This is a genomic window from Lacisediminihabitans sp. (genome assembly GCF_036404185.1).
Lineage (GTDB): Bacteria > Actinomycetota > Actinomycetes > Actinomycetales > Microbacteriaceae > Lacisediminihabitans.
The window spans coordinates 1-20,277 of sequence record NZ_DASWPB010000072.1 but is presented as its reverse complement, the minus strand read 5'-3'; the positions used below and the strand labels follow the sequence as shown (position 1 = coordinate 20,277).

Genomic DNA, 20,277 nt, shown 5'->3' with positions numbered 1-20,277 from the left:
ACGCGCCAGATGCAGCTGCGGAACTCCTCCTGCAGGGCGTCGGGATCGAAGTTGCCGCGGATGAAGCCGACGACCGTCTCGCCGTCGAGAACGACCCGGGGCCAGGAGGTGACCGGGTTGATGTAGGCGTCGGCGATCGCGTAGGACGGGGGCGTCACGAACTGCTCCTGGCCGGGCCGGAGGGTGAGGCTGTTCGCCGCAACGATCGTCTTCGCGGACAGCTCTTCCAGTCGTAACTCAGCCATGACGACAGGGTAATCCCCGTCGTCGGCGAAGAGGTAGTCGAAGGTCCCGGAGCAGAGCCAACTATCTCGATGTCAAGATAGTTACGCAAACGGGTAAGCTATCCGCGGTAGGAGAATGGCCCGTCATAGAGGAGAGTCGCTTGTCCAAGATCAAGGTTGAAGGCACCGTCGTCGAGCTGGACGGCGACGAGATGACCCGCATCATCTGGCAGAAGATCAAGGACACGCTGATCCACCCCTACCTCGACATCAACCTCGAGTACTACGACCTCGGGATCGAGAACCGGGATGCGACGGACGACCAGGTCACGATCGACGCGGCCCACGCCATCCAGAAGCACGGGGTCGGCGTCAAGTGCGCGACGATCACCCCGGACGAGGCCCGCGTCGAGGAGTTCGGCCTGAAGAAGATGTGGAAGTCGCCGAACGGCACCATCCGCAACATCCTCGGCGGCGTCATCTTCCGCGAGCCGATCATCATCTCCAACATCCCGCGGCTCGTCCCTGGCTGGAACAAGCCGATCATCATCGGCCGTCACGCCTTCGGCGACCAGTACCGCGCCACCGACTTCCGCTTCCACGGGGCGGGCAAGCTCGAGGTGAGCTTCACCCCGGACGACGGTTCAGAGCCGCTGAAGTTCGAGGTCTACCAGGCGCCCGGCGACGGCGTCGCGCAGGTGCAGTACAACCTGGATGCCTCCATCCGCGACTTCGCGCGCGCCAGCCTCAACTACGGCCTGGCCCGCAATTACCCGGTCTACCTGTCGACGAAGAACACGATCCTCAAGGCCTACGACGGCCGGTTCAAGGACATCTTCCAGGAGGTCTTCGAGGCCGAGTTCAAGGAGCGGTTCGATGCGGCCGGGCTCACCTACGAGCACCGTCTCATCGACGACATGGTCGCCTCGGCCATGAAGTGGGAGGGCGGCTACGTCTGGGCGACGAAGAACTACGATGGCGACGTGCAGTCGGACACCGTCGCCCAGGGATTCGGCTCGCTCGGCCTGATGACCTCGGTGCTGTCCGTCCCGGACGGCAGCATCGTCGAGGCGGAGGCCGCGCACGGAACGGTCACCCGCCACTACCGGATGCACCAGGCGGGCAAGCCCACCTCGACCAACCCCATCGCCTCGATCTACGCCTGGACGCGCGGCCTCGCCCACCGGGGAACGCTCGACGGCAACCAGGCGCTCATCGAGTTCAGCCAGACCCTCGAGGACGTCGTGGTGAAGTCGGTCGAGGCGGGCGCGATGACCAAGGACCTCGCCGCGCTCGTCGGCCCCGACCAGAAGTGGCAGACCACCGAGGAGTTCCTCGACACACTCGACAAGAACCTGGCCGCGCGCCTGGGCTAGCGGCACCCGCCCGGGCCCGGCCTGCGGAGGCCGGCCGAGGCCGAGCGGCCGCCCAGGGGACAGCTTTTGTCCTTCCCTGGCCGCGCGAAGGACACAAGTTGTCCCCTGGGGGCGACGGCAACGCCTGCGGTGATGGCGAGGTGGCGGGATGCGGGTTCGGGACGCTCGGCGGCCGCGCTCACTCCGTTGCGGAGGGCGGGTTGGTAAGCTTGACTAACAAACATGAGCGAATTCGGCGGCGAGAGCGGTGCGGTCCAGGGGGTCGTCGTCGTGCCCGCCGGGGTCTCCCAGCACAACGTCTCGAGCGGGCGGGTGCTGCGTCCGAGCAGCAAGGTGCTGCCGGAGCACGCCCGCGGGCACAACCGATCGCTTGTGCTGCAGACCCTGTACTCGAGCGGACATCAGAGCCGGGCGGACGTGGCCCGCAGCACGGGACTGACCCGCGTCACCGTTTCCGACCTCGTCGCCGACCTCATGGCCGAGGGACTGGTCATTGAGATGGGCCAGCGCGAGGGGGCCAGGCCGGGCAAACCGGCGACGCTCATCGACATCGACCGGGGCGCGTTCCAGATCGTCGGCATCGATCTCAGCGAATACTCCGTGTTCCGGGGCGCCGTGCTCGACCTGGATGGCACCATCCTCGGCCGCGCCGAGATCCCGCTCGCCGGCAGCACCGGGCAGCAGGCCGTCGACAAGGTGGTGACCCTGGCCGAGCGCCTCGTGGCGATGGCGACCGCGCCGATCCTCGGCCTCGGTGTCGGCTCACCCGGCGTCGTCGACCTCGACGGCGTCGTCCGGAGCGCGCCGAACCTGGGCTGGAGCGGTGTGCGTCTGCGGGACATCCTCTCCGAGCGGTTCGGGCTCGCGGTCGTGGTCGCCAACGACGCCAACGCCGCCGTGCTCGCGGAGCACTCCTTCGGCGAGGCGACGGGGGACCTGATGCTCGTCAAGATCGGGCACGGCGTCGGCGCCGGACTGCTCGTGGGCGGGACCCTGCTCTACGGCAGCCGGTTCGCCGCGGGCGAGATCGGCCACGTCGTGGTCGGGACGGATGGCGGCGCCGAGTGCAGCTGCGGCAAACACGGCTGTCTCGAGACCTGGCTGGCGACACCGCGTCTCGATGCGAAGCTCGCCGCCGCGCACTCCGCGGGGGAGCGGGAGGACATCCTTCGCGAGGCCGGCGAACGGCTGGGGATCGCGCTCGCCCCCCTGGTCGGCGGCCTCAACGTCGCGGACGTGGTGCTGAGCGGACCGGCGGGCCTCCTGGACGGGACGCTGCTGACCGCGACGCTCGAGACCGTCCGCGCCCGCACCATGGCGGAGTTCCACAGCGACCTCGTCCTGCGGCTGACCACCCTCGGCGACGACATCGTCCTGCGGGGCGCCGCGGTCATGGTGCTGTCGGAACGGCTCGGCGTCTCCTGAGCCGCGCTCGACCGGGCCGCGGGATCGCGCTCCTGGCGCCGCTCGACGGTGTGGTCGACAGTGCGACTCGACGGTGTGGTTGACAGGGCCACTCGTCGGCGCCACTCGTCGGGTCCGCCGGCCCGCCCAAAAGTTTCGGTTTTGTAAACAGTGCTAACAAAGCTTGCCGCTCCGGGGTTTGGTAAGGCACACTAACAAACATTCGATCGACGATCCTGGCCGGTCTCCCTCCGCACCGTCGATGCGCCCCTGTCGCCATCGACATCCTGAAAGGAACAGCAATGAAGAGAAAGCTAGCCGGCGTCACCGCTGTCGCTCTCGCCTCTGTCCTCGCGCTCGGCGCCTGCAGCTCCGGATCCGACACCTCCTCCGGCGGCGGTGCCAGCACCGACGGCAAGGGCAAGACGATCACCCTCTGGCTCGCCGGGGCGGACACCCCCGACGCGCTTCGCAGCTACCTGAAGAAGGAGTTCACGAAGGAGACCGGTGGAAAGCTGAACATCCAGCAGCAGGACTGGGGCGACATCGTCACCAAGCTCACCACCGCGCTGCCCGACGCCAACAACACGCCCGACGTCACCGAGATGGGCAACACCCAGTCGCCGACCTTCACCAACGTCGGCGCCTTCCTCGACATCTCCGACATGTACAAGGACCTCGGCGGCAGCAACCTGCTGCAGTCCTTCGTCCAGGCCGGCGAGGTCAGCGGCAAGAACTACACGCTGCCCTACTACTTCGGCTCGCGCTACGTCTTCTACCGCAAGGACATCTGGGCCAAGGCCGGGATCACCACCGTCCCGACGACCCTCGACGAGTTCAACACGGATGTCACGACGATCGCGGAGAAGAACCCCGCGGGCATCGCGAACTTCTCCGGCTTCTACCTCGGCGGCCAGGACTGGCGCGACGGGATCTCCTGGATCTTCGCCAACGGCGGCGACATCGCCAAGGAGTCCGGCGGCAAGTGGACGGCGACCCTCGACGACCCGGCGACGCTCAAGGGCCTCGAACAGCTTCAGGCGCTGTACAAGTCGGCCTCGAACGCGCCGAACGACGCGAAGGACAGCAACCAGTACATCTACCTGAACGACGACGACGCCATTCCCGGCGCGACCACCACCGACCCGACCACCCCGGTGTCGCTCGCCGCGGCGACGATCATGGCCCCGGGCTGGGCGCACTGGTCGATCGGGACGAAGGGCGAGAAGGACGGCAAGGTCACCCGCACCTGGGACGACAACACCTTCGGCGTCTTCGCCCTCCCCGGCAACGACGGCAAGCCGGCACCGGTCTTCGCCGGCGGCTCCAACATCGGGATCTCCGCCAAGAGCAAGAACCCGGGACTGGCCAAGACGCTCCTGAAGATCATCTTCTCCAAGACCTACCAGGAGATGCTGGGCAAGAATGGTCTCGGGCCGGCGAACTCCAAGTACGTCTCGTCGCTCGGTGACGACGAGTTCGCCAAGGCGCTCATCTCGTCGGCCTCGAACTCGAAGCTGACCCCGGCGGCGCCCGGATGGGCATCCGTCGAGTCCTCGAACGTGCTCGAGGAGTTCTTCAGCAAGATCAAGGATGCGCCGGACCTCAAGGCCCTCGCCACCCAGTACGACAGCAAGATCACCCCGATGCTGAACGCCAAGTAGCGGCATCCCCGCGGGCGGTCGGCCGAGGCCGGCCGCCCGCGCCACGATCGAACGAACCGAAGGAAGGAGGAGGGTCCCCGTGACAGCAGAGGCCACCGTGCAGGGGCTCGCCATCGCCGAGACTCCCGGAGCGCCGGGAACCCCGGTCCGTCGCCGTCGGCGTCGCCCGCTCACCCCGTACTTCCTCATCATCCCGTCCGTGGCCATCCTCGCCATCGCGATGGGCTATCCGCTGGTCTGGCAGCTGATCACCTCGACCCAGAAGTTCGGTCTCGCGCAGCAGTTCGGCCAGCCAGCCCCCTTCGTCTGGCTCGACAACTACGTGAGACTGGCCACCGATCCGTACCTGTGGACGGTCATCCTCCGCTCCGTGGCCTTCTGCTTCGTCACCGCGGGGGTCACCATGGGGCTCGGAGTGCTCGTCGCCCTGCTCATGAAGGCCGTCGGCCGGGCGGTGCGCATCGTCATCCAGATCGCGATGCTGCTCGCCTGGGCGATGCCGGTGGTGGCCGCGATGACGGTCTGGAACTGGCTGTTCGACTGGAGGCGCGGCGTCGTCAACTGGGTGCTGACCGCGCTCGGCCTGCCGTTCCAGGACCACAACTGGCTGCAGAACCCGCTGTCGTTCTTCTTCGTCGCGATGATCATCGTGGTCTGGATGAGCGTCCCCTTCGTCGCCTTCTCCGTCTACGCCGGGCTGACCCAGGTCTCCGGCGAGGTGATCGAGGCGGCGCAGATGGACGGCGCGAGCCCCAGCCAGCGCTTCTGGAGCATCATCGTCCCGATCATCCGGCCGGTGCTCGGCATCGTGCTGCTGCTGCAAGTGATCTGGGACCTGCGGGTCTTCACCCAGATCAGGCTGCTCCAGGACGCCGGCTCCATCGCCAGCGAGACCAACCTCCTCGGCACCTACATCTATCAGCTCGGCACCGGGTCGAGCGACTTCGGGATGGCGTCCGCCGTCTCCGTCTTCGTGCTCATCCTCACGGTCGCCATCAGCGCGTTCTACGTGCGCAGCCTCCTGAGGGAGGACGAGTCGTGACCGTCACCCCGTCCCGCAGGCGCCGGCCGAGGCCGGGCAGGATCCTGCTCGGTGTCCTCGGCGTCGTCGTCGCCCTGGTCTGGATCTTCCCCGTCTACTGGATGGTCAACTCCTCCCTGCTGCCGAACGTCGTGCTGCAGTCGGCGACGCCGACCTTCCTGCCCTTCGGCGGGTCCTTCGACAACTTCCTCGCGGTGTTCCGGGGCGGCACCTTCTTCCCCGCCCTCGGGATGAGCCTCACCATCGCCCTCATTGTGGTGGTCTGCTGCCTGTTCTTCGCGTTCCTCGCCGCCCTCGCCATCAGCCGGTTCCGCTTCCGCGGACGCCGCGCGTTCGTCCTGACAATCCTGTTCATCCAGATGCTGCCGGCCGAGGGCCTCTTCATCGCCCAGTACAAGCTGATGGCCTCGGTCAACCTGCTCAACACCGTGCTCGGGGTGAGCATCATCTACATCGCCGCGGTCGTGCCGTTCACCATCTGGATGCTGCGCGGCTTCGTGGCGGGCATCCCCGCGGAGCTTGAGGAGGCCGCCATGGTGGACGGGCTGAGCCGCACCCAGGCCTTCCTGCGCATCACCTTCCCGCTGCTCGCCCCCGGCCTCGTCGCCTCCGGCGTCTATGCCTTCCTCCAGGCCTGGAACGAGTTCACGGTCGCCCTCGTCGTGCTGCAGAACAACTCGAGTCAGACGCTGCCGCTCTGGCTGCGCGGCTTCATCCAGGCCAGCGCGAGCAAGGCGATCGACTGGGGTCAGGTCATGGCGGCCTCGACCCTCGTCGCGCTGCCGGTGATCATCTTCTTCCTGTTCGTCCAGGGGCGGATGACCAGCGGTCTCGTGAGTGGGGCGGTGAAGGGATGAGCGAGGACGCGGCGGGAGTGCTGCTGCCCGGGTTCGTCGGCACGGCCCTTCCCGACTGGCTGGCCGCGCGCCTGCGGAACGGCCTCGCCGGCGTCTGCCTGTTCGGCGAGAACATCGTCTGCCCCGAGCAGCTGCGCGCCCTGACCGCGGACATCCGGGCGGCCAATCCGCTCGCCATCGTGGCCGTCGACGAGGAGGGCGGCGACGTCACCCGGCTCTACGAGCGGACCGGCTCCCCCTTCCCCGGCAACGCCGTGCTCGGCCGCATCGACGACGTCGAGTACACCGAGTCCGTCGCACGGTCCGTGGGGCGGCAGCTGCGCCTGGCCGGCTGCAACCTCGACTTCGCGCCGGACGTCGACGTCAACTCGAACCCGAAGAACCCGGTCATCGGCGTGCGCAGCTTCGGCGCCGATGCCGCGCTCGTGGCCAGGCACGCCGCCGCCTGGGTTCGCGGGCTGGAGTCCACGGGCACGGCGGCCAGCGCCAAGCATTTCCCGGGGCATGGAGACACCGCGCAGGACTCGCATCTCGCCATGCCCGTCGTCGACCGGCCGCTCGAGGCCCTTCGCGAGCGGGAGCTCGTGCCCTTCGCCGCCGCGATCGCGGCGGGTGCCCGCACGATCATGACCTCGCACATCCTGCTCCCGCGGGTCGACCGAGAGAGGCCCGCGACGTTCTCGCGGCGCATCCTGCAGGACCTGCTCCGCGGTGAGCTCGGCTTCGACGGTGTCATCGTCTCCGACGCCCTGGACATGGCCGGCGCGAGCGGCGGCATCGGCATCCCGGAGGCCGCCGTGCGGGCGATCGCCGGCGGCTGCGACCTGCTCTGCCTCGGCACCGCCAACACGGATGCCCAGCTCCGCGAGATCGAGGCGGCCCTGGACGGCGCCGTGTCGGACGGCCGCCTGGAGGCCGCGAGGCTGACGGACGCCGCGCTGAGGACGCGGCGCCTCGCCACCGAGCTGCGCGACGACCTGGAGAGCATTCCGCCCGAGGCATACGATGGTCCGGCCGCGTCCTTCGACCGGGAGCGGACGATCGGCGTCTTCGAGATCGGCGAGGCCGTGACGGTCAGCGACGGGCGTCTTCTGCTCACGCTGGAGACCACGACGAACATCGCGGTCGGCCCGTCGCCCTGGGGGCCGGCCGCCGCGGGCGCCGAGGTGGTCCGGGTGAGCCGCGGCGATCGCATCGAGATCCCCGACGGCCTGCAGCCCGTGCTCATCGGCAAGGACAACCACCGGCACGAGTGGGTGCGGGCCCTGATCGACGAGCTCAGGCGCGAGCATCCGGAGACCATCGTCGTCGACATGGGATGGCCGGACGACGACCGCGCCTACGCCGACGTGGCCACCTTCGGGGCGTCGAGGCACGTCGGCGAGGCCCTGACCGTCTGGCTCGATCGTGCCGGACAGAGCAGTCAACAGAAAGCGGATGCACCGTGAGGGTCGGCATAGACATCGGCGGCACGAAGACGGATGCGGTATCGGTGGACCGCGACGGCACGGTGCTGCACCAGCTGCGGACGCCGACCGGTTTCGGTTCCGACGCCGTGATCGCGACGGCGGTGGAGGCGATCACCGCGCTCGCCGCCGCGAGTGGGGTGGCGGTGGAGGACTTCGAGTCCGTCGGCGTCGGCATCCCCGGCGCCGTCGACAGCGAGATCGGGCGCGTCTCCCACGCGGTCAACCTCGGCATCGAGGAGCTCGAGCTCGGCGCGAAGCTCTCCGGTCTCCTCGGCGTTCCCGTGCGGGTGGAGAACGACGTCAACGCCGCGGCCCTCGGGGCGTTCCACCTCCTCGGGATGCCCGACACGAGCTCGATGGCCTACCTCAACCTCGGGACGGGGCTGGCCGCCGGCCTCGTCCTCAAGGGCGAGCTGTGGCGCGGATCCCGGGGGACGGCCGGCGAGATCGGCCACATCCCCGTCGACCCGGAGGGGCCGCTCTGCCCCTGCGGTCAGCGGGGATGCCTGGAGATGGTCGCGTCCGGTTCCGCCGTGTCCCGGCAGTGGCCGACGACCGCGGAGCGACCGGTGCAGGCCCTGTTCGAGGCGGCGGAGGCCGGCGACCCCCGGGCGGTGGAGGTGCGACGGAGGCTCGTCGAGAACGTCGCCTCCGCCGTGCGTCTGCTTGTGCTCACGGTCGACGTCGAGACCGTCGTCATCGGCGGGGGCATCAGCTCGCTCGGCGAGCCCCTCCTCCTCGGGGTTCGCGACATGTTCGACTCCTGGGCGTCCTCGCCCTTCGTGGCCTCCCTCGGGCTCGCCGATCGGGTCCGGCTGGTCCCCTCGGGATTCTCGGCCGCCGCCGTCGGCGCGGCCTTCGTCGGTACAACAATGACAGGGGTGCTCTAGTGGCAGAGATCGTGATCGTCGAGGACATGGCGCGGGCCGGTGAGCTCGCGGCGGACACCATCCTCGCGCTCGTCGCCTCGAAGCCGGATGCCGTGCTCGGCCTCGCCACCGGATCGACGCCGCTCGCCGTCTATCGGGCCCTCGCGGCGCGCGGAGCCGATCTCTCGCTCGTCCGGGGATTCGCCCTGGACGAATACGTCGGGCTTCCCGCCGGGCACCCGGAGAGCTATCGCGCCGTGATCACCCGGGAGGTGATCGAACCGCTCGGGCTCGACCCCGCGCGCATCCGGGTGCCCGGCGACCGGGGACCCATCGAGAAGGCCGGCGAGGACTACGAGCGCTCGATCCGCGAGGCCGGGGGCGTCGATCTGCAGATCCTCGGCATCGGCACCGACGGACACATCGGGTTCAACGAGCCGGGATCGTCCTTCGAATCGCTGACCCGCGTGAAGACCCTCACCCAGCAGACCCGCCGCGACAACGCTCGCTTCTTCGCCTCGATCGACGACGTCCCGGTCAACTGCATCACCCAGGGACTCGGCACGATCCGCAGGGCCAGGCATCTGCTGCTCTTCGCCTTCGGCGAGGCCAAGGCGGAGGCGATCGCCGCCGCGGTGGAGGGGCCGGTCACCGCGAGCGCGCCGGGGTCGGCCATCCAGCTGCATCCGCATGTCACGGTGCTCGTCGACGAGGCCGCGGCCTCCCGGCTCGCGAACGTCGACTACTACCGCTACGCCTGGGCGAACAAGCCGGTCTGGGAGCAGCTGTAGCGGTCCGACCGCACGCCGCGCCTCAGGCGGAGTGGATGCGCGCGCCGTCCGCCCAGACCTCGTGCACGTGCCACTCATGGTCGAGCAGCACGGCGTCGGCGACGAAGCCGGGGGAGAGCAGGCCGTGCCGGTGTCCGATGCCGAGTGCCCTGGCCGGCGCGACGGTGAGGGCCGCGATCGCCTCCCGCGGAGGCACGTGGGCCGCGGCGATCGCGCAGCGCAGCGCGGCGTCCTGGGTCAGGGTCGACCCGGCGATGGTCGAGGTTCCGGAGAGCAGCGCGAGACCGCCCCGCACCGTGACGTTGAGCGATCCGAGCCGGTAGTCGCCGTCGCTGGCGCCGGCGGCGGCCATCGCGTCGGTGACGAGGGCGACCCGACCGGGAGCGGAGGCGAAGACCATCGCGGCGACCTCCGGATGCACGTGCTGGCCGTCGAGGATCAGCTCGATGGTCACCCGCTTGTCCTCGAAGGCCGCGACGACGGGGCCGGGCGCCCGGTGATGGATGCCCGGCATCGCGTTGAACACGTGGGTGAGCAACCGCGCCCCACGATCGAAGGCCTGCTGGGCGACCTCGAAGCTCGCCTCGGTGTGCCCGATCGCCACGGTCACCCCGTTCTCGACGAGGACGTCGATCGTCTCGAGGGCTCCGGGCAGCTCCGGGGCGATGGTCAGCTGCCGCAGCGTGCCGCGCGCGGCCCCGATCAGCTCCTCGACGTCGTAGGGGCTCGGGTCGATGAGGAACTCCGGATTGTGCGCCCCGTGCCTGCCGGCGGCGAGGAACGGGCCCTCGAGGTGGGAACCGAGCACGAGCGGGTCGGACTCGGCGAGGTCGGCGATGAGCGAGAGGCTCTCCCGCAGGTAGGCCACCGGATTCGCGACGAGGCTGAGCACGGACCTCGTGGTGCCGTGCGCACGGTGGGTCGCCAGCGCACCGGCGATCTCCTCCGGTCCGTCGTCGTAGGAGTGCCCGCCGCCGCCGTGGGCGTGCAGGTCGATGAAGCCGGGGACGAACCAGCGGCCGTCGACGTCCACCAGCTCCGTCGCATCCGGATGCCGCGGGCCGGAGCCGGTCGCGGCGATCGTGGTGCCGTCCACGAGCATCCAGAAGTCGTCGACCTGGCCGTTCGCGTCCAGCTTGCGTGCCCCATGGAACAGGATCGTCATCGGTCCGTCGTCTCCCTCGCGAATTCCGCCCTGCCGTTCACGATGCCACTCGCGGCGGCGATCACCGCGAACACCCCGCCGACGATCGGATGGCCGAGCATGACCCAGGCGACCGCCGCGGCCCCCAGGAGGAGGATCTCCACCAGCACCCGGCCGACCGGGTCGAGCGGCAGCACGGCCCTCGGCGAGCGGAACAGGGCCCAGACGGCGGCGGCGAACAGCGGCGCGCCGATCATGAACAGCACGGCGGGCCAGGGGAACGGCCAGGCCAGGTAGCCCCAGTAGCCGAGCGAGAAGAGGGCGAAGAGCTCCAGTAGGAGGCGGAGCAGACCGTTCGGGCCGATCCTCATCGGAAGATGATCGTGCGTGCGCCGTCGCGCAGCACCCTGTTCTCGGCGAACCAGGTCACCGCCTGGGTGAGGGTGCGCGACTCCTCGTCCTGCCCGATGGACACGAGCTCGGCGACGGTCCGCGAGTGGTCGACGCGGACGACGTTCTGCTCGATGATCGGCCCCTCGTCGAGGTCGCTCGTGACGAAATGGGCCGTCGCGCCGATCAGCTTGACGCCGCGGGCGTGGGCCTGGCGGTAGGGATTGGCGCCCTTGAAGCCGGGGAGGAAGGAATGGTGGATGTTGATGATCCGGCCCTCGAGCCTGGCGCAGAGGGCGGGGGACAGGATCTGCATGTAGCGGGCGAGCACGACCAGCTCGATGTCGAACTGCTCGACGGCATCCACGATCCGGTCCTCGAAGGCGAGCTTCTGGCCCTCGGACACCACCTGATGCGCCTCGAAGGGGACCCCGTAGAACTCGGCCAGGTCGGCGAGGTCGGGATGGTTGCTGAGCACGAGGGGGAGCTCGACGGGCAGCTGACCCGCGCGCTCGCGGAACAGGAGGTCGTTGACGCAGTGCGCGGCCTTCGAGACCAGGACGAGGGTGCGCAGCGGCCGGCCGACAACATCCAGCTTCCAGGTCATCCCGTAGCGCTCGGTCACGGGCAGCAGCGCCGCCTCGAAGCCGGTCCGGTCGATGGTCGACAGCACCTGGAGGCGCATGAAGAAGGTGCCGGTATCCTCGCTGGAGAACTGCTGCGACTCGGTGATGTTGCCTCCGGAGGCGACGATCGCCCCGCTGATCGCGTGCACGATGCCGGGGCGGTCGGCGCAGACCAGGGTCAGCACCCAGTGGGTGGGATCGGGCGAAGTCACGTTCATAGGCTATTGCCTCCCGGCCGCTACGCTGGAAGGGATGCCGCAGGTGCCGCGGCTCCCGCGGGCGGCGTGACGCTCAACCCTCTCCTCGAAGAAGACCTTCTCTCCCATGGCCGCGCCGCAAACGCCCGTCTCGTCATCGCGCTTCCCCTATTTCGCCCTCATCACGCTGGCCGTCGCCGTGTTCATGAGCGTCACGATCGAGATGCTGCCCACCGGCCTGCTGCCGGAGATGAGCCACCAGCTCGGCGTCAGCGAGTCGGAGATCGGCGTCACCGTCTCCGTCTTCGCGTTCACCGTCGTGCTGTCGAGCGCGCCGCTGACCGCGCTGACCAGGCGGCTTCCGCGGCATGCCCTCGTGGTGGGCGTTCTCGTGATCTTCGTGGCGAGCGCGCTGCTCACCGCGCTGGCGCCCAACTATCCGGTGCTCGTGCTCTCGCGCATCCTTGGCGGCCTCGCCCACGGTGTCTTCTGGTCGGTGGTCGGCGCATACTCGGCCTATCTGGTGCCCAAGGAGCAGCTGGGCAGGGCGGTGTCGATCACCCTCGGCGGCGGCTCTCTCGCGTTTGTGCTCGGCGTCCCGCTCGGGACCGCGCTCGGAGGGGCGGTCGGATGGCGCCTGAGCTTCGTCATCCTCGCCGCGCTCACCTTCGTCGCCGCCGGCTTCGTCTACCGCTTCCTTCCGCGCGTCGACCACCTCAGCACCTCGACCCTCGTGGGGACGTCGACCGGCTCGATCACCGTCCTCACCGAGGAGTTCGCGGGGGATGAGGAGCCCCGGCGTGACCATTCGGTGACGGCGGTGGTGTTCGTCTGCGTGATCACCGCGATCACCATGCTCGGCCAGTACTGCTTCTACACCTTCATCGCGCCCTACCTCGTGCGCGCCGTCGGCCTCCACGAGTCGGCCGTCGGCCCCGTCCTGTTCCTCTACGGCGCGGCGGGGGCCGTCTCGCTCGTGCTCGTCGCGGTCTGGCTCGGCCGTCGTCCCCGGCTCGGGCTCATGGCCGGCCTGGTGCTGATCCTCTGCACCACGCTGACGCTCGCCATCGTTCCGCGGATGGTGCCGCTCGCGCTCTCCGCCTTCTTCCTCTGGGGGCTGGCCATGGGGGCGCTGCCGCCCCTGCTCCAGACGCGGCTGCTGCACGCGGCGCCCGCGCGCATCCGTGACGCCTCGAGCGCCTTCTACACGAGCGCCTTCAACGTGGGCATCGGCGGCGGCGCGCTCGTCGGCTCGATCGTGCTGGCGGGTCTCGGCCTCTCCGCCCTTCCCTGGGTCTACGTCGGGGTGCTGCTGTTCTCCATCGCGCTCGTGATCGCCTCGGATGCGCTCCTGCGGCGGCGGCCCTCCAACCGGTAGACTCGGGCGGGTCGCAACTGGCGTTGAGATGGGCAACCATCGGGGAGCGACTGACTTCACGTTTCGGCCGTACGCCTGGGCCGAACCGGATACCGTTATTCCCGTCCGGTCGTGCCAAAGGAGCAGTCAGTGTCCTCTACAGATTCAGTCTCAACAAACCCCGCTTCCTCGTCCCTCCCCTCCACCTTCACCGATCCGCTCGCGAGCGTCGACCCGGAGATCGCCGCGGTCCTCGACCAGGAGCTGGGCCGCCAGCGCGGAACGCTCGAGATGATCGCGAGCGAGAACTTCGTCTCCCGGGCCGTGCTCGAGTCGCAGGGTTCCGTGCTCACGAACAAGTACGCCGAGGGCTATCCCGGCCGCAGGTACTACGGCGGATGCGAGTTCGTCGACATCGCGGAGAACCTCGCCATCGAGCGGGTCAAGAAGCTGTTCGGCGCGGAGTTCGCCAATGTCCAGCCGCATTCCGGCGCCTCCGCGAACGCCGCGGTGCTCGCAGCGATCGCGACCCCCGGCGACACCATCCTGGGCCTCGAGCTCGCGCACGGCGGCCACCTCACCCACGGTATGAAGCTCAACTTCTCCGGCAAGCTCTACAACGCGACCGCGTACGGGGTCGATCCGGAGACCTTCCGCGTCGACATGGACGTCGTCAGGGAGAAGGCCCTCGAGCACCGGCCGAGCGTGCTGATCGCCGGCTGGTCGGCGTACTCCCGCCAGCTCGACTTCGCGGCCTTCCGCTCCATCGCCGACGAGGTCGGTGCAAAGCTCTGGGTGGACATGGCCCACTTCGCCGGGCTCGTCGCGACCGGGCTGCATCCCTCGCCCGTCCCCTACGCCGACGTCGTGTCCAGCACGGCGCACAAGACGCTCGCCGGTCCCCGCTCCGGGTTCATCGTCAGCCGGGACACCGAGCTGGCGAAGAAGCTCAACTCGGCCGTCTTCCCCGGGCAGCAGGGCGGCCCGCTCATGCACGTCATCGCCGCCAAGGCCACGGCGTTCAAGCTCGCGGCCGAGCCGGAGTTCCGCGACCGTCAGGAGCGCACGGTGCGCGGGGCGCAGATCCTCGCCGAGCGCCTGACCGCCCCTGATGCGCGGGCGGCGGGCATCGACGTGCTCACCGGCGGCACCGACGTGCACCTGGTGCTCGTCGACCTGCGCACCTCGGCCATTCACGGTCAGGATGCGGAAGACATCCTGCACTCCGTCGGCATCACCGTGAACCGCAACGCCGTGCCGTTCGACCCGCGGCCGGCCATGACCCCGTCCGGCGTCCGCATCGGCACCGCGGCGCTGGCCACCCGCGGTTTCGGTGACGAGGAGTTCACGGAGGTCGCCGACATCATTGCGACGGCCCTCAAGCCGTCCCCCGACATCGCCGCGCTCCGGGCCAGGGTGCTGAAGCTCACCGACGGCTATCCGCTCTACCCGGGACTCACGAGCCCCGGCACCTGGGCCTGACCCGCCTCGGCTCGGCTTCCGGCCCGGATTCCCGCCAAGGGACAGCTTTGCAGCTTCCTCGCCCCGACGAAGGACAAAAGTTGTCCCTTGAGCGGCGTCACGGGATGGCGTGGCGGGGTGGCAGCGCGGGATGGCTCGGGCACGGAACGGGACAGGCACGGAAAGACAGCACGGACTCACTCGAAGGGAACTGACATGACCGCAGTACGCATGGACGGCGTCGCCACCGCGGCGGCAGTGAAGGCCGAGCTCGTCGACCGCATCAGCGCGCTCAAGGCCAGGGGCGTCCGCCCGGGGCTCGGCACGCTCCTGGTCGGCGACGACCCCGGGTCGCTCTCCTACGTCGGCGGCAAGCACCGCGACAGTCTCGAGCTCGGCATCGAGTCCATCAGGGTCGACCTGCCGGCGGACGCGAGCGAGGCGGATGTCCGCTCCGCCATCCGCGATCTCAACGACGACCCCGCGGTCACCGGCTACATCGTCCAGCTGCCCCTTCCAGCGGCGATCGACGAGAACGCCATGCTCGAGCTCATGGACCCGGCCAAGGATGCCGACGGCCTGCACCCGATGAACCTCGGCCGCCTGGTGCTCGGCGTCGCCGGCGAGCTCCACTCCCCGCTGCCCTGCACCCCTGCCGGCCTCGTCGAGATGCTGAGGCGCTACGACGTGCCGATCGCCGGGCGGCACGTCGTCGTCATCGGCCGCGGCCTGACGGTTGGCCGTCCGCTCGGCCTGCTGCTCACCCGCAAGGGGCTGGATGCCACGGTCACCCTCGCCCACTCCAGAACCGTCGGCCTCGCGGACGAGGTGCGGCGCGCCGACATCGTCGTGGCCGCGGTCGGCGTTCCCGGGCTGGTGACGGCCGACTGGGTGAAGCCGGGCGCCGCCGTGCTGGACGTCGGCATCACCCGCCGCGTGAACGAGGAGACCGGCAAGGCGAGGCTCATCGGCGACGTCGACCCCGGCGTGGCGGAGGTGGCGGGCTGGCTGTCCCCGGTTCCTGGAGGGGTCGGGCCGATGACGCGGGCGATGCTCATGCAGAACGTCGTGGAGGCGGCGGAGCGGCTGTAGTCGCTCGGAGCGGGAGGCTACTCCCCGACGTAGCCGATGCTGCAGTCGATGCCGCTCGCCGGCGCGCTCGCATCCCAGCCAGCGACCCCCGCGACGATGGGCCTGGCCAGATCGGTGAGGTTGACCGTGCACGCCTCGATGGTCGCGCCGGAGTCGAACGGCACCGAGAAGCCGTAGCGCGCGAAGCGCCACAGAGTGGGGTCGGGCTCCGTGCTTCCGCTCTCGAAGTCGGCGACCCCGTGGGCGGTTCCCGAGGTGCCCCAGCGGTATCCGCTCGTGCACGGTGCGGTGCTGTCGGTCGGGGTGATGCCCTTCCCGCTCGCCGACCAGCCCGTGTCCGGGCTGCCGAGCGAGAGATCGAGCGGGTAGGCGAAGGGCTTGCCGACGACGCTGCTGGCCAGGTCAAGGGAGACGAGGACGCTCCCGCCACCGGCGAGCGTGTCCGCCGTCACCGGGGTGCCGTCGCCCTGGTCGCCTCCGCAGGCCTTGAGGAACTCGGCCTCGAGCGGCTTCGCACCGGAGGCGGTGGATGGCACGGGCTGATGGGCGGTGAGCTGGACGGCGATCGTGCTGCCGTCCTTGCCGCGCACGTTCGCGGTGACCGTGAACAGGGTGTCGGAGGGCTTCGCCGGGGTGGCGCTCGCCGAGGACGTCGGTGCGGGATCGGCCGACCGGCTCGACGCGGGCGCAGCCGCCTTCGACTCCGCGCATCCGGCCAGCATCGCGGCGACCGTCAGTGCCCCGATCACGCCGATCGATGCCCTGATCAGCGGTCCTCGCACGTCGTCTCCTCCTGGATCAGCTCTCCCTGGACGCCCCCTGGGCGGCGACCACCACGAACGTGTCGGGAAGGCCAAAACCATGTTCCGCGAATGCTCCCTCGATAGCAACCTGGATCCGGGAGAGATCATCCTTACGGATGAGTGCGATGGCCGCCCCGCCGAATCCGCCGCCGGTCATCCGCGCGCCGATCGCCCCGTTCTCCTGCGCGGTCTCGACGGCGAGGTCGAGTTCGGGGACCGAGATCTCGAAGTCGTCGCGCATGGAGCGGTGGGAGGCGTCGAGCAGCTCCCCGATCGCGGCCGGTCCGGACTCCCGAAGGGTTCGCACGGTGTCCAGCACGCGCTGGTCCTCGGTGACGACGTGGCGCACCCGGCGGAAGGTCACGTCGTCGAGGATCGTCCGCGCTCGCGGGAGGTCGTCGATCGACACCTCGCGCAGCGACTCGACCCCGAGCATCCGGGCTCCGAGCTCGCAGGATGCGCGCCGCTCGGCGTAGCCGCCGGTCGCGTGCGCGTGGCTGACGCCGGTGTCCATGACGAGGACGACGAGGCCGGCGGCGGTGAGGCCCAGGTCGACGATCTGCGACTCGAGGGAGCGGCAGTCGAGGAACACCGCGGAGTCCTTCTGCCCGAGCAGGGACGCCGACTGGTCCATGATGCCGGTCGGGGCGCCGACGGCCTTGTTCTCGGCCAGCTGGCCGACGCTCGCGAGCTCGGGACGGTCGAGGCGCAGGCGCCACACGTCGTTGAGGGCGATGGCCACCGCGCTCTCGATGGCCGCGGAGGACGAGAGCCCGGAGCCGACGGGAACGTCGGATTCGATGTAGGCGTCGAAGCCCGGAACGGCGGAGAGATCCGCGCCGTGCTCGCCGAGCGCCCAGGCGACGCCGAGCGGGTAGGCCGCCCAGCCGTGCAGGCGGTCGGGGGAGAGCTCGGTGAGGTCGATCTCGACGACCTCGTCGGCGAAGGAGCTCGCCACCCTGGCGAGGCAGTCGTCGCGCAGCGCGAGGGCGACGACGGTGCGCCGGTCGATCGCGAAGGGCAGCACGAAGCCGCCGTTGTAGTCGGTGTGCTCGCCGATGAGGTTCACCCGGCCGGGAGCGGACCAGAGGCCGGCCGGCTCGTACCCGAAGGTCTCGGTGAACCCGGACCGCACCTCGTCGCGGATGTCGCTCATGCCTCTGGCTCCTCAACTCGATCGAGGCCGTCCCTGATCAGGGCGGCCGACTTCTCCGGCGGCACGTCGCCGATCCACGCACCCATGGCCGCCTCGGAGCCGGCCAGGTACTTGAGCTTGTTCTCCGCCCGCCTGGGCGAGGTGACCTGCAGCATGAGGCGGACGGTGTCGCGACCGACGTTCACCGGTGCCTGGTGCCAGGCGGCAATGTAGGGCGTCGGGGTGTCGTAGAGAGCGTCGATGCCGCGCAGCAGCCTCAGGTACAGGCCGGAGAGCTCCTCGCGCTCCTCGTCGTTCGTCTCCGCGAAGTCCGCGACGTGACGGTGCGGGAGCATGTGCACCTCGATGGGCCAGCGGGCGGCGAAGGGCACGAATGCCGTCCAGTGCTCGCCCCGCAGGACGACCCGCTCCGAGGCGCTCTCGAACTCGAGGATGCGCTCGAACAGGTCGGGCCCGAACCTCTCGATCGACTCCAGCAGCCGCGTGGTCCTCGGGGTGACGTATGGGTAGGCGTAGATCTGCCCGTGCGGGTGGCGCAGGGTCACGCCGATCGCCTCGCCGCGGTTCTCGAAGGGGAAGACCTGCTGGATGCCCGGCAGTGCCGACAGCGCCGCGGTGCGGTCGGCCCAGGCCTCGATGACCGTGCGCGCGCGGGACCGGGTGATGCTGCCGAAGGCGCCCTCGTGGCTGGGGCTGAACGAGACGACCTCGCAGCGGCCGATGGACGGCAGCGTCCGCCCGAGGCCGACGGTGGCCAGTTCCGTGGGGTCGAAGGCCGCGGAGAGGTCGGGGCCGAAGGAGGGGGAACGGTTCTCGAAGACCGCGACGTCGTAGTCGTCGGGGATCTCGGAGGGGTTGTTCTCGCTCGCGGGGGCGAGCGGGTCCTGGTCGTCCGGCGGCAGGAAGACCCGGTTCTGGCGGGCGGCGGCGATGGAGATCCATTCGCCGGTCAGCGGGTCCTGGCGCATGACGGCGGTGGCCGGCCTCGGATCGAGGATGCGCGCATCCGGTTTGCGATCCGGAGCCAGCGTGGTGTCCTCGTCGTCGAAGTAGATGAGCTCGCGTCCGTCGGCAAGACGGTAGTCGCGTTTGACGATCGGTGACATAGGAGTTCCTTCGAATGGTTTCGAACGCAGGAAACCTTAGCGCTCATTGACAAGAATACGCAAGTAATCGAAGATAAACCCATGGTCGAAGCGCAGGTCTCCCCTCCCGCTGCGGCTCGGCGCGAGCAGATCCTCGCCCTCGTCGACGAGCGGGGCTTCGCCAAGGTGGGCGAGCTCAGCAGGCGGTTCCACGTCTCCGAGGTCACCGTGCGGGCCGATCTCGACGCGCTCGCCGAGGCGAGGTCGCTCGTGCGGGTGCACGGCGGCGCCGTCGCCGGCGGACGACCGGGCGAGCTCGAGCGGCCCTTCGAGCAGTCGCTGCTCGCCGCGAGCGACGAGAAGGCCAGGATCGGCCGGGCGGCGGCCGGGCTCGTCGAGTCGGGCCAGGCCATCGTCCTCGACGTCGGCACCACCACGACGGCGATCGCCGCCGCGCTGCTCGACCGCGCCGACCTGCAGAACGTCGTGGTCATCACCAATGCGCTCAACATCGCGCTCATCCTCGAGGCGGCGATCCCGCGCTTCACCGTGGTCGTCACCGGCGGCACCCTGCGCCCGCTGCAGCACTCCCTCGTCGAGCCCCTCGCCGGCGTGGTGCTCGATCACATCAGGGCCGATCTCGTTTTCATCGGCTGCAGCGGCGTCGATGTCGTCGCCGGCGTCACCAACGTGAACCTGCCGGAGGCGGACATGAAGCGACGGATGCTCGCCACGGCCGCCCGCCGCATCGTCGTCGCCGACAGCACCAAGCTCGGACGCACCCAGCTCAGCCGGGTCGCCCCGCTCGACGGGGTCGACACGCTGATCACCGGCACGGAATGCGAGCAGCGGCAGATCGACGACCTGATCTCCGCCGGGCTCGCGGTCATCCGGGCCTAGATCTCTCACGGCCGCCTCTCCCGCGGTTGGCCGCGAGAGGCTTCTCTGGCAACCTGGATGCGGCACGTCTGGCAGGATTGTCTGAGCCCGCAGCGGCTGGCGTCGCCAGCGGCTCGTTCCCCGCACGGCGCCCGATGACCACGAGTGGAGGCCCACCATGACGACCCCCCTCAAGCCGGCCACCCTCCGCCGATGGCGGCAGTACCTCGCCGACGAGCGCGCTGAGGCCGCCGTCTATCGCGACCTCGCCTCCCGCCGCACCGGGGAGGAGCGGGAGATCCTGCTCGCCCTCGCCGAGGCGGAGGGCCGCCACGAGGAGCACTGGAAGGTGCTGCTCGGCGACCAGGCGGGCAAGCCGCTCCGGGGCGAC

Annotated in this window: 18 protein-coding genes, 2 pseudogenes and 1 riboswitch; of the genes and pseudogenes, 13 read left to right on the top strand and 7 right to left on the bottom strand. The window is 69.7% G+C overall.

Annotated elements, in window-relative coordinates:
• Window positions 1–245 (bottom strand): annotated as a pseudogene (locus tag VGC18_RS04080) (GNAT family N-acetyltransferase); the annotation flags it as partial.
• Window positions 246–385: 140 nt separating this feature from the next.
• On the opposite strand from VGC18_RS04080, the gene VGC18_RS04075 reads away from it, so the two are divergent.
• The 8 genes from VGC18_RS04075 to VGC18_RS04040 all read left to right on the top strand — a co-directional run bounded on the left by VGC18_RS04075 (window position 386) and on the right by VGC18_RS04040 (window position 9,696).
• Window positions 386–1,600 carry an NADP-dependent isocitrate dehydrogenase gene (locus tag VGC18_RS04075; protein ID WP_331094496.1) on the top strand — a complete coding sequence of 405 codons (1,215 nt, stop codon included), beginning with the start codon at window positions 386–388 and terminating at the stop codon, window positions 1,598–1,600.
• Between the two features lie 222 nt (window positions 1,601–1,822).
• Entirely contained in the window at window positions 1,823–3,025 is a 1,203-nt protein-coding gene (locus tag VGC18_RS04070; RefSeq protein ID WP_331094494.1) for an ROK family transcriptional regulator, read from the top strand.
• A gap of 281 nt (window positions 3,026–3,306) precedes the next feature.
• A complete protein-coding gene (locus VGC18_RS04065; protein WP_331094492.1) occupies window positions 3,307–4,668 on the top strand; it encodes an extracellular solute-binding protein in 1,362 nt (453 codons plus the stop codon).
• Between the two features lie 79 nt (window positions 4,669–4,747).
• Window positions 4,748–5,710 (top strand): sugar ABC transporter permease, encoded by a 963-nt coding sequence (locus tag VGC18_RS04060; RefSeq protein ID WP_331094490.1) that lies wholly within the window; start codon window positions 4,748–4,750, stop codon window positions 5,708–5,710.
• Window positions 5,707–6,567: a carbohydrate ABC transporter permease gene (locus VGC18_RS04055; protein WP_331094488.1), complete on the top strand. Its 861-nt coding sequence runs from the start codon at window positions 5,707–5,709 to the stop codon at window positions 6,565–6,567. The genes VGC18_RS04060 and VGC18_RS04055 overlap by 4 nt, the downstream gene beginning before the upstream one ends.
• Window positions 6,564–8,015 (top strand): beta-N-acetylhexosaminidase, encoded by a 1,452-nt coding sequence (nagZ, locus tag VGC18_RS04050; protein WP_331094486.1) that lies wholly within the window; start codon window positions 6,564–6,566, stop codon window positions 8,013–8,015. The genes VGC18_RS04055 and nagZ overlap by 4 nt, the downstream gene beginning before the upstream one ends.
• Window positions 8,012–8,926 (top strand): ROK family protein, encoded by a 915-nt coding sequence (locus VGC18_RS04045; protein ID WP_331094484.1) that lies wholly within the window; start codon window positions 8,012–8,014, stop codon window positions 8,924–8,926. Before nagZ ends, VGC18_RS04045 begins: the two co-directional genes overlap by 4 nt.
• Window positions 8,926–9,696, top strand: coding sequence for a glucosamine-6-phosphate deaminase (locus VGC18_RS04040; RefSeq protein ID WP_331094482.1), 771 nt, complete (start codon window positions 8,926–8,928; stop codon window positions 9,694–9,696). Before VGC18_RS04045 ends, VGC18_RS04040 begins: the two co-directional genes overlap by 1 nt.
• Before the next feature lie 22 nt (window positions 9,697–9,718).
• Here the strand turns inward: VGC18_RS04040 and nagA are convergent, their stop codons facing one another.
• Genes nagA through purU form a run of 3 tightly spaced genes read right to left on the bottom strand, consistent with a single transcriptional unit; the run spans window position 9,719 to window position 12,074 of the window.
• A complete protein-coding gene (gene nagA / locus VGC18_RS04035; protein ID WP_331094478.1) occupies window positions 9,719–10,861 on the bottom strand; it encodes an N-acetylglucosamine-6-phosphate deacetylase in 1,143 nt (380 codons plus the stop codon).
• Window positions 10,858–11,211 carry a YrdB family protein gene (locus VGC18_RS04030; RefSeq protein WP_331094477.1) on the bottom strand — a complete coding sequence of 118 codons (354 nt, stop codon included), beginning with the start codon at window positions 11,209–11,211 and terminating at the stop codon, window positions 10,858–10,860. Before VGC18_RS04030 ends, nagA begins: the two co-directional genes overlap by 4 nt.
• A complete protein-coding gene (purU, locus tag VGC18_RS04025) occupies window positions 11,208–12,074 on the bottom strand; it encodes a formyltetrahydrofolate deformylase (protein WP_331094475.1) in 867 nt (288 codons plus the stop codon). Before purU ends, VGC18_RS04030 begins: the two co-directional genes overlap by 4 nt.
• A gap of 106 nt (window positions 12,075–12,180) precedes the next feature.
• On the opposite strand from purU, the gene VGC18_RS04020 reads away from it, so the two are divergent.
• The 3 genes from VGC18_RS04020 to VGC18_RS04010 all read left to right on the top strand — a co-directional run bounded on the left by VGC18_RS04020 (window position 12,181) and on the right by VGC18_RS04010 (window position 15,963).
• Entirely contained in the window at window positions 12,181–13,431 is a 1,251-nt protein-coding gene (locus VGC18_RS04020) for an MFS transporter (protein WP_331094473.1), read from the top strand.
• A 3-nt stretch (window positions 13,432–13,434) separates the two neighbouring features.
• Window positions 13,435–13,519, top strand: a riboswitch (ZMP/ZTP riboswitch).
• Window positions 13,520–13,560: 41 nt separating this feature from the next.
• The gene (gene glyA / locus VGC18_RS04015) at window positions 13,561–14,892 is read left to right on the top strand and encodes a serine hydroxymethyltransferase (protein WP_331094471.1); all 1,332 of its coding nucleotides are present in this window, start codon (window positions 13,561–13,563) and stop codon (window positions 14,890–14,892) included.
• A 195-nt stretch (window positions 14,893–15,087) separates the two neighbouring features.
• Window positions 15,088–15,963, top strand: a complete 876-nt coding sequence (locus VGC18_RS04010; protein ID WP_331094468.1) for a bifunctional methylenetetrahydrofolate dehydrogenase/methenyltetrahydrofolate cyclohydrolase — start codon at window positions 15,088–15,090, stop codon at window positions 15,961–15,963.
• A 17-nt stretch (window positions 15,964–15,980) separates the two neighbouring features.
• On the opposite strand, the gene VGC18_RS04005 is transcribed toward VGC18_RS04010, so the two are convergent.
• Genes VGC18_RS04005 through galT form a run of 3 tightly spaced genes read right to left on the bottom strand, consistent with a single transcriptional unit; the run spans window position 15,981 to window position 19,028 of the window.
• A complete protein-coding gene (locus VGC18_RS04005; RefSeq protein ID WP_331094466.1) occupies window positions 15,981–16,745 on the bottom strand; it encodes a hypothetical protein in 765 nt (254 codons plus the stop codon).
• 16 nt (window positions 16,746–16,761) lie between these two features.
• Window positions 16,762–17,922, bottom strand: a complete 1,161-nt coding sequence (galK, locus tag VGC18_RS04000) for a galactokinase (RefSeq protein ID WP_331094464.1) — start codon at window positions 17,920–17,922, stop codon at window positions 16,762–16,764.
• Window positions 17,919–19,028: a galactose-1-phosphate uridylyltransferase gene (galT, locus tag VGC18_RS03995; RefSeq protein ID WP_331094462.1), complete on the bottom strand. Its 1,110-nt coding sequence runs from the start codon at window positions 19,026–19,028 to the stop codon at window positions 17,919–17,921. The genes galK and galT overlap by 4 nt, the downstream gene beginning before the upstream one ends.
• An 81-nt stretch (window positions 19,029–19,109) precedes the next feature.
• On the opposite strand from galT, the gene VGC18_RS03990 reads away from it, so the two are divergent.
• Both VGC18_RS03990 and VGC18_RS03985 read left to right on the top strand, forming a co-directional pair.
• Entirely contained in the window at window positions 19,110–19,907 is a 798-nt protein-coding gene (locus VGC18_RS03990; protein ID WP_331094460.1) for a DeoR/GlpR family DNA-binding transcription regulator, read from the top strand.
• Window positions 19,908–20,064: 157 nt separating this feature from the next.
• A pseudogene (locus VGC18_RS03985) lies at window positions 20,065–20,277 on the top strand (rubrerythrin family protein); the annotation flags it as partial.

Coding starts and splice junctions, on each gene's coding strand:
- VGC18_RS04070 (WP_331094494.1), top strand. CDS start 1,823: ATGAGCGAATTCGGCGGCGAGAGCGGTGCGGTCCAGGGGGTCGTCGTC.
- VGC18_RS04065 (WP_331094492.1), top strand. CDS start 3,307: ATGAAGAGAAAGCTAGCCGGCGTCACCGCTGTCGCTCTCGCCTCTGTC.
- nagZ (WP_331094486.1), top strand. CDS start 6,564: ATGAGCGAGGACGCGGCGGGAGTGCTGCTGCCCGGGTTCGTCGGCACG.
- nagA (WP_331094478.1), bottom strand. CDS start 10,861: ATGACGATCCTGTTCCATGGGGCACGCAAGCTGGACGCGAACGGCCAG.
- VGC18_RS04030 (WP_331094477.1), bottom strand. CDS start 11,211: ATGAGGATCGGCCCGAACGGTCTGCTCCGCCTCCTACTGGAGCTCTTC.
- purU (WP_331094475.1), bottom strand. CDS start 12,074: ATGAACGTGACTTCGCCCGATCCCACCCACTGGGTGCTGACCCTGGTC.
- VGC18_RS04020 (WP_331094473.1), top strand. CDS start 12,181: ATGGCCGCGCCGCAAACGCCCGTCTCGTCATCGCGCTTCCCCTATTTC.
- VGC18_RS04010 (WP_331094468.1), top strand. CDS start 15,088: ATGACCGCAGTACGCATGGACGGCGTCGCCACCGCGGCGGCAGTGAAG.
- galK (WP_331094464.1), bottom strand. CDS start 17,922: ATGAGCGACATCCGCGACGAGGTGCGGTCCGGGTTCACCGAGACCTTC.
- galT (WP_331094462.1), bottom strand. CDS start 19,028: ATGTCACCGATCGTCAAACGCGACTACCGTCTTGCCGACGGACGCGAG.
- VGC18_RS03990 (WP_331094460.1), top strand. CDS start 19,110: ATGGTCGAAGCGCAGGTCTCCCCTCCCGCTGCGGCTCGGCGCGAGCAG.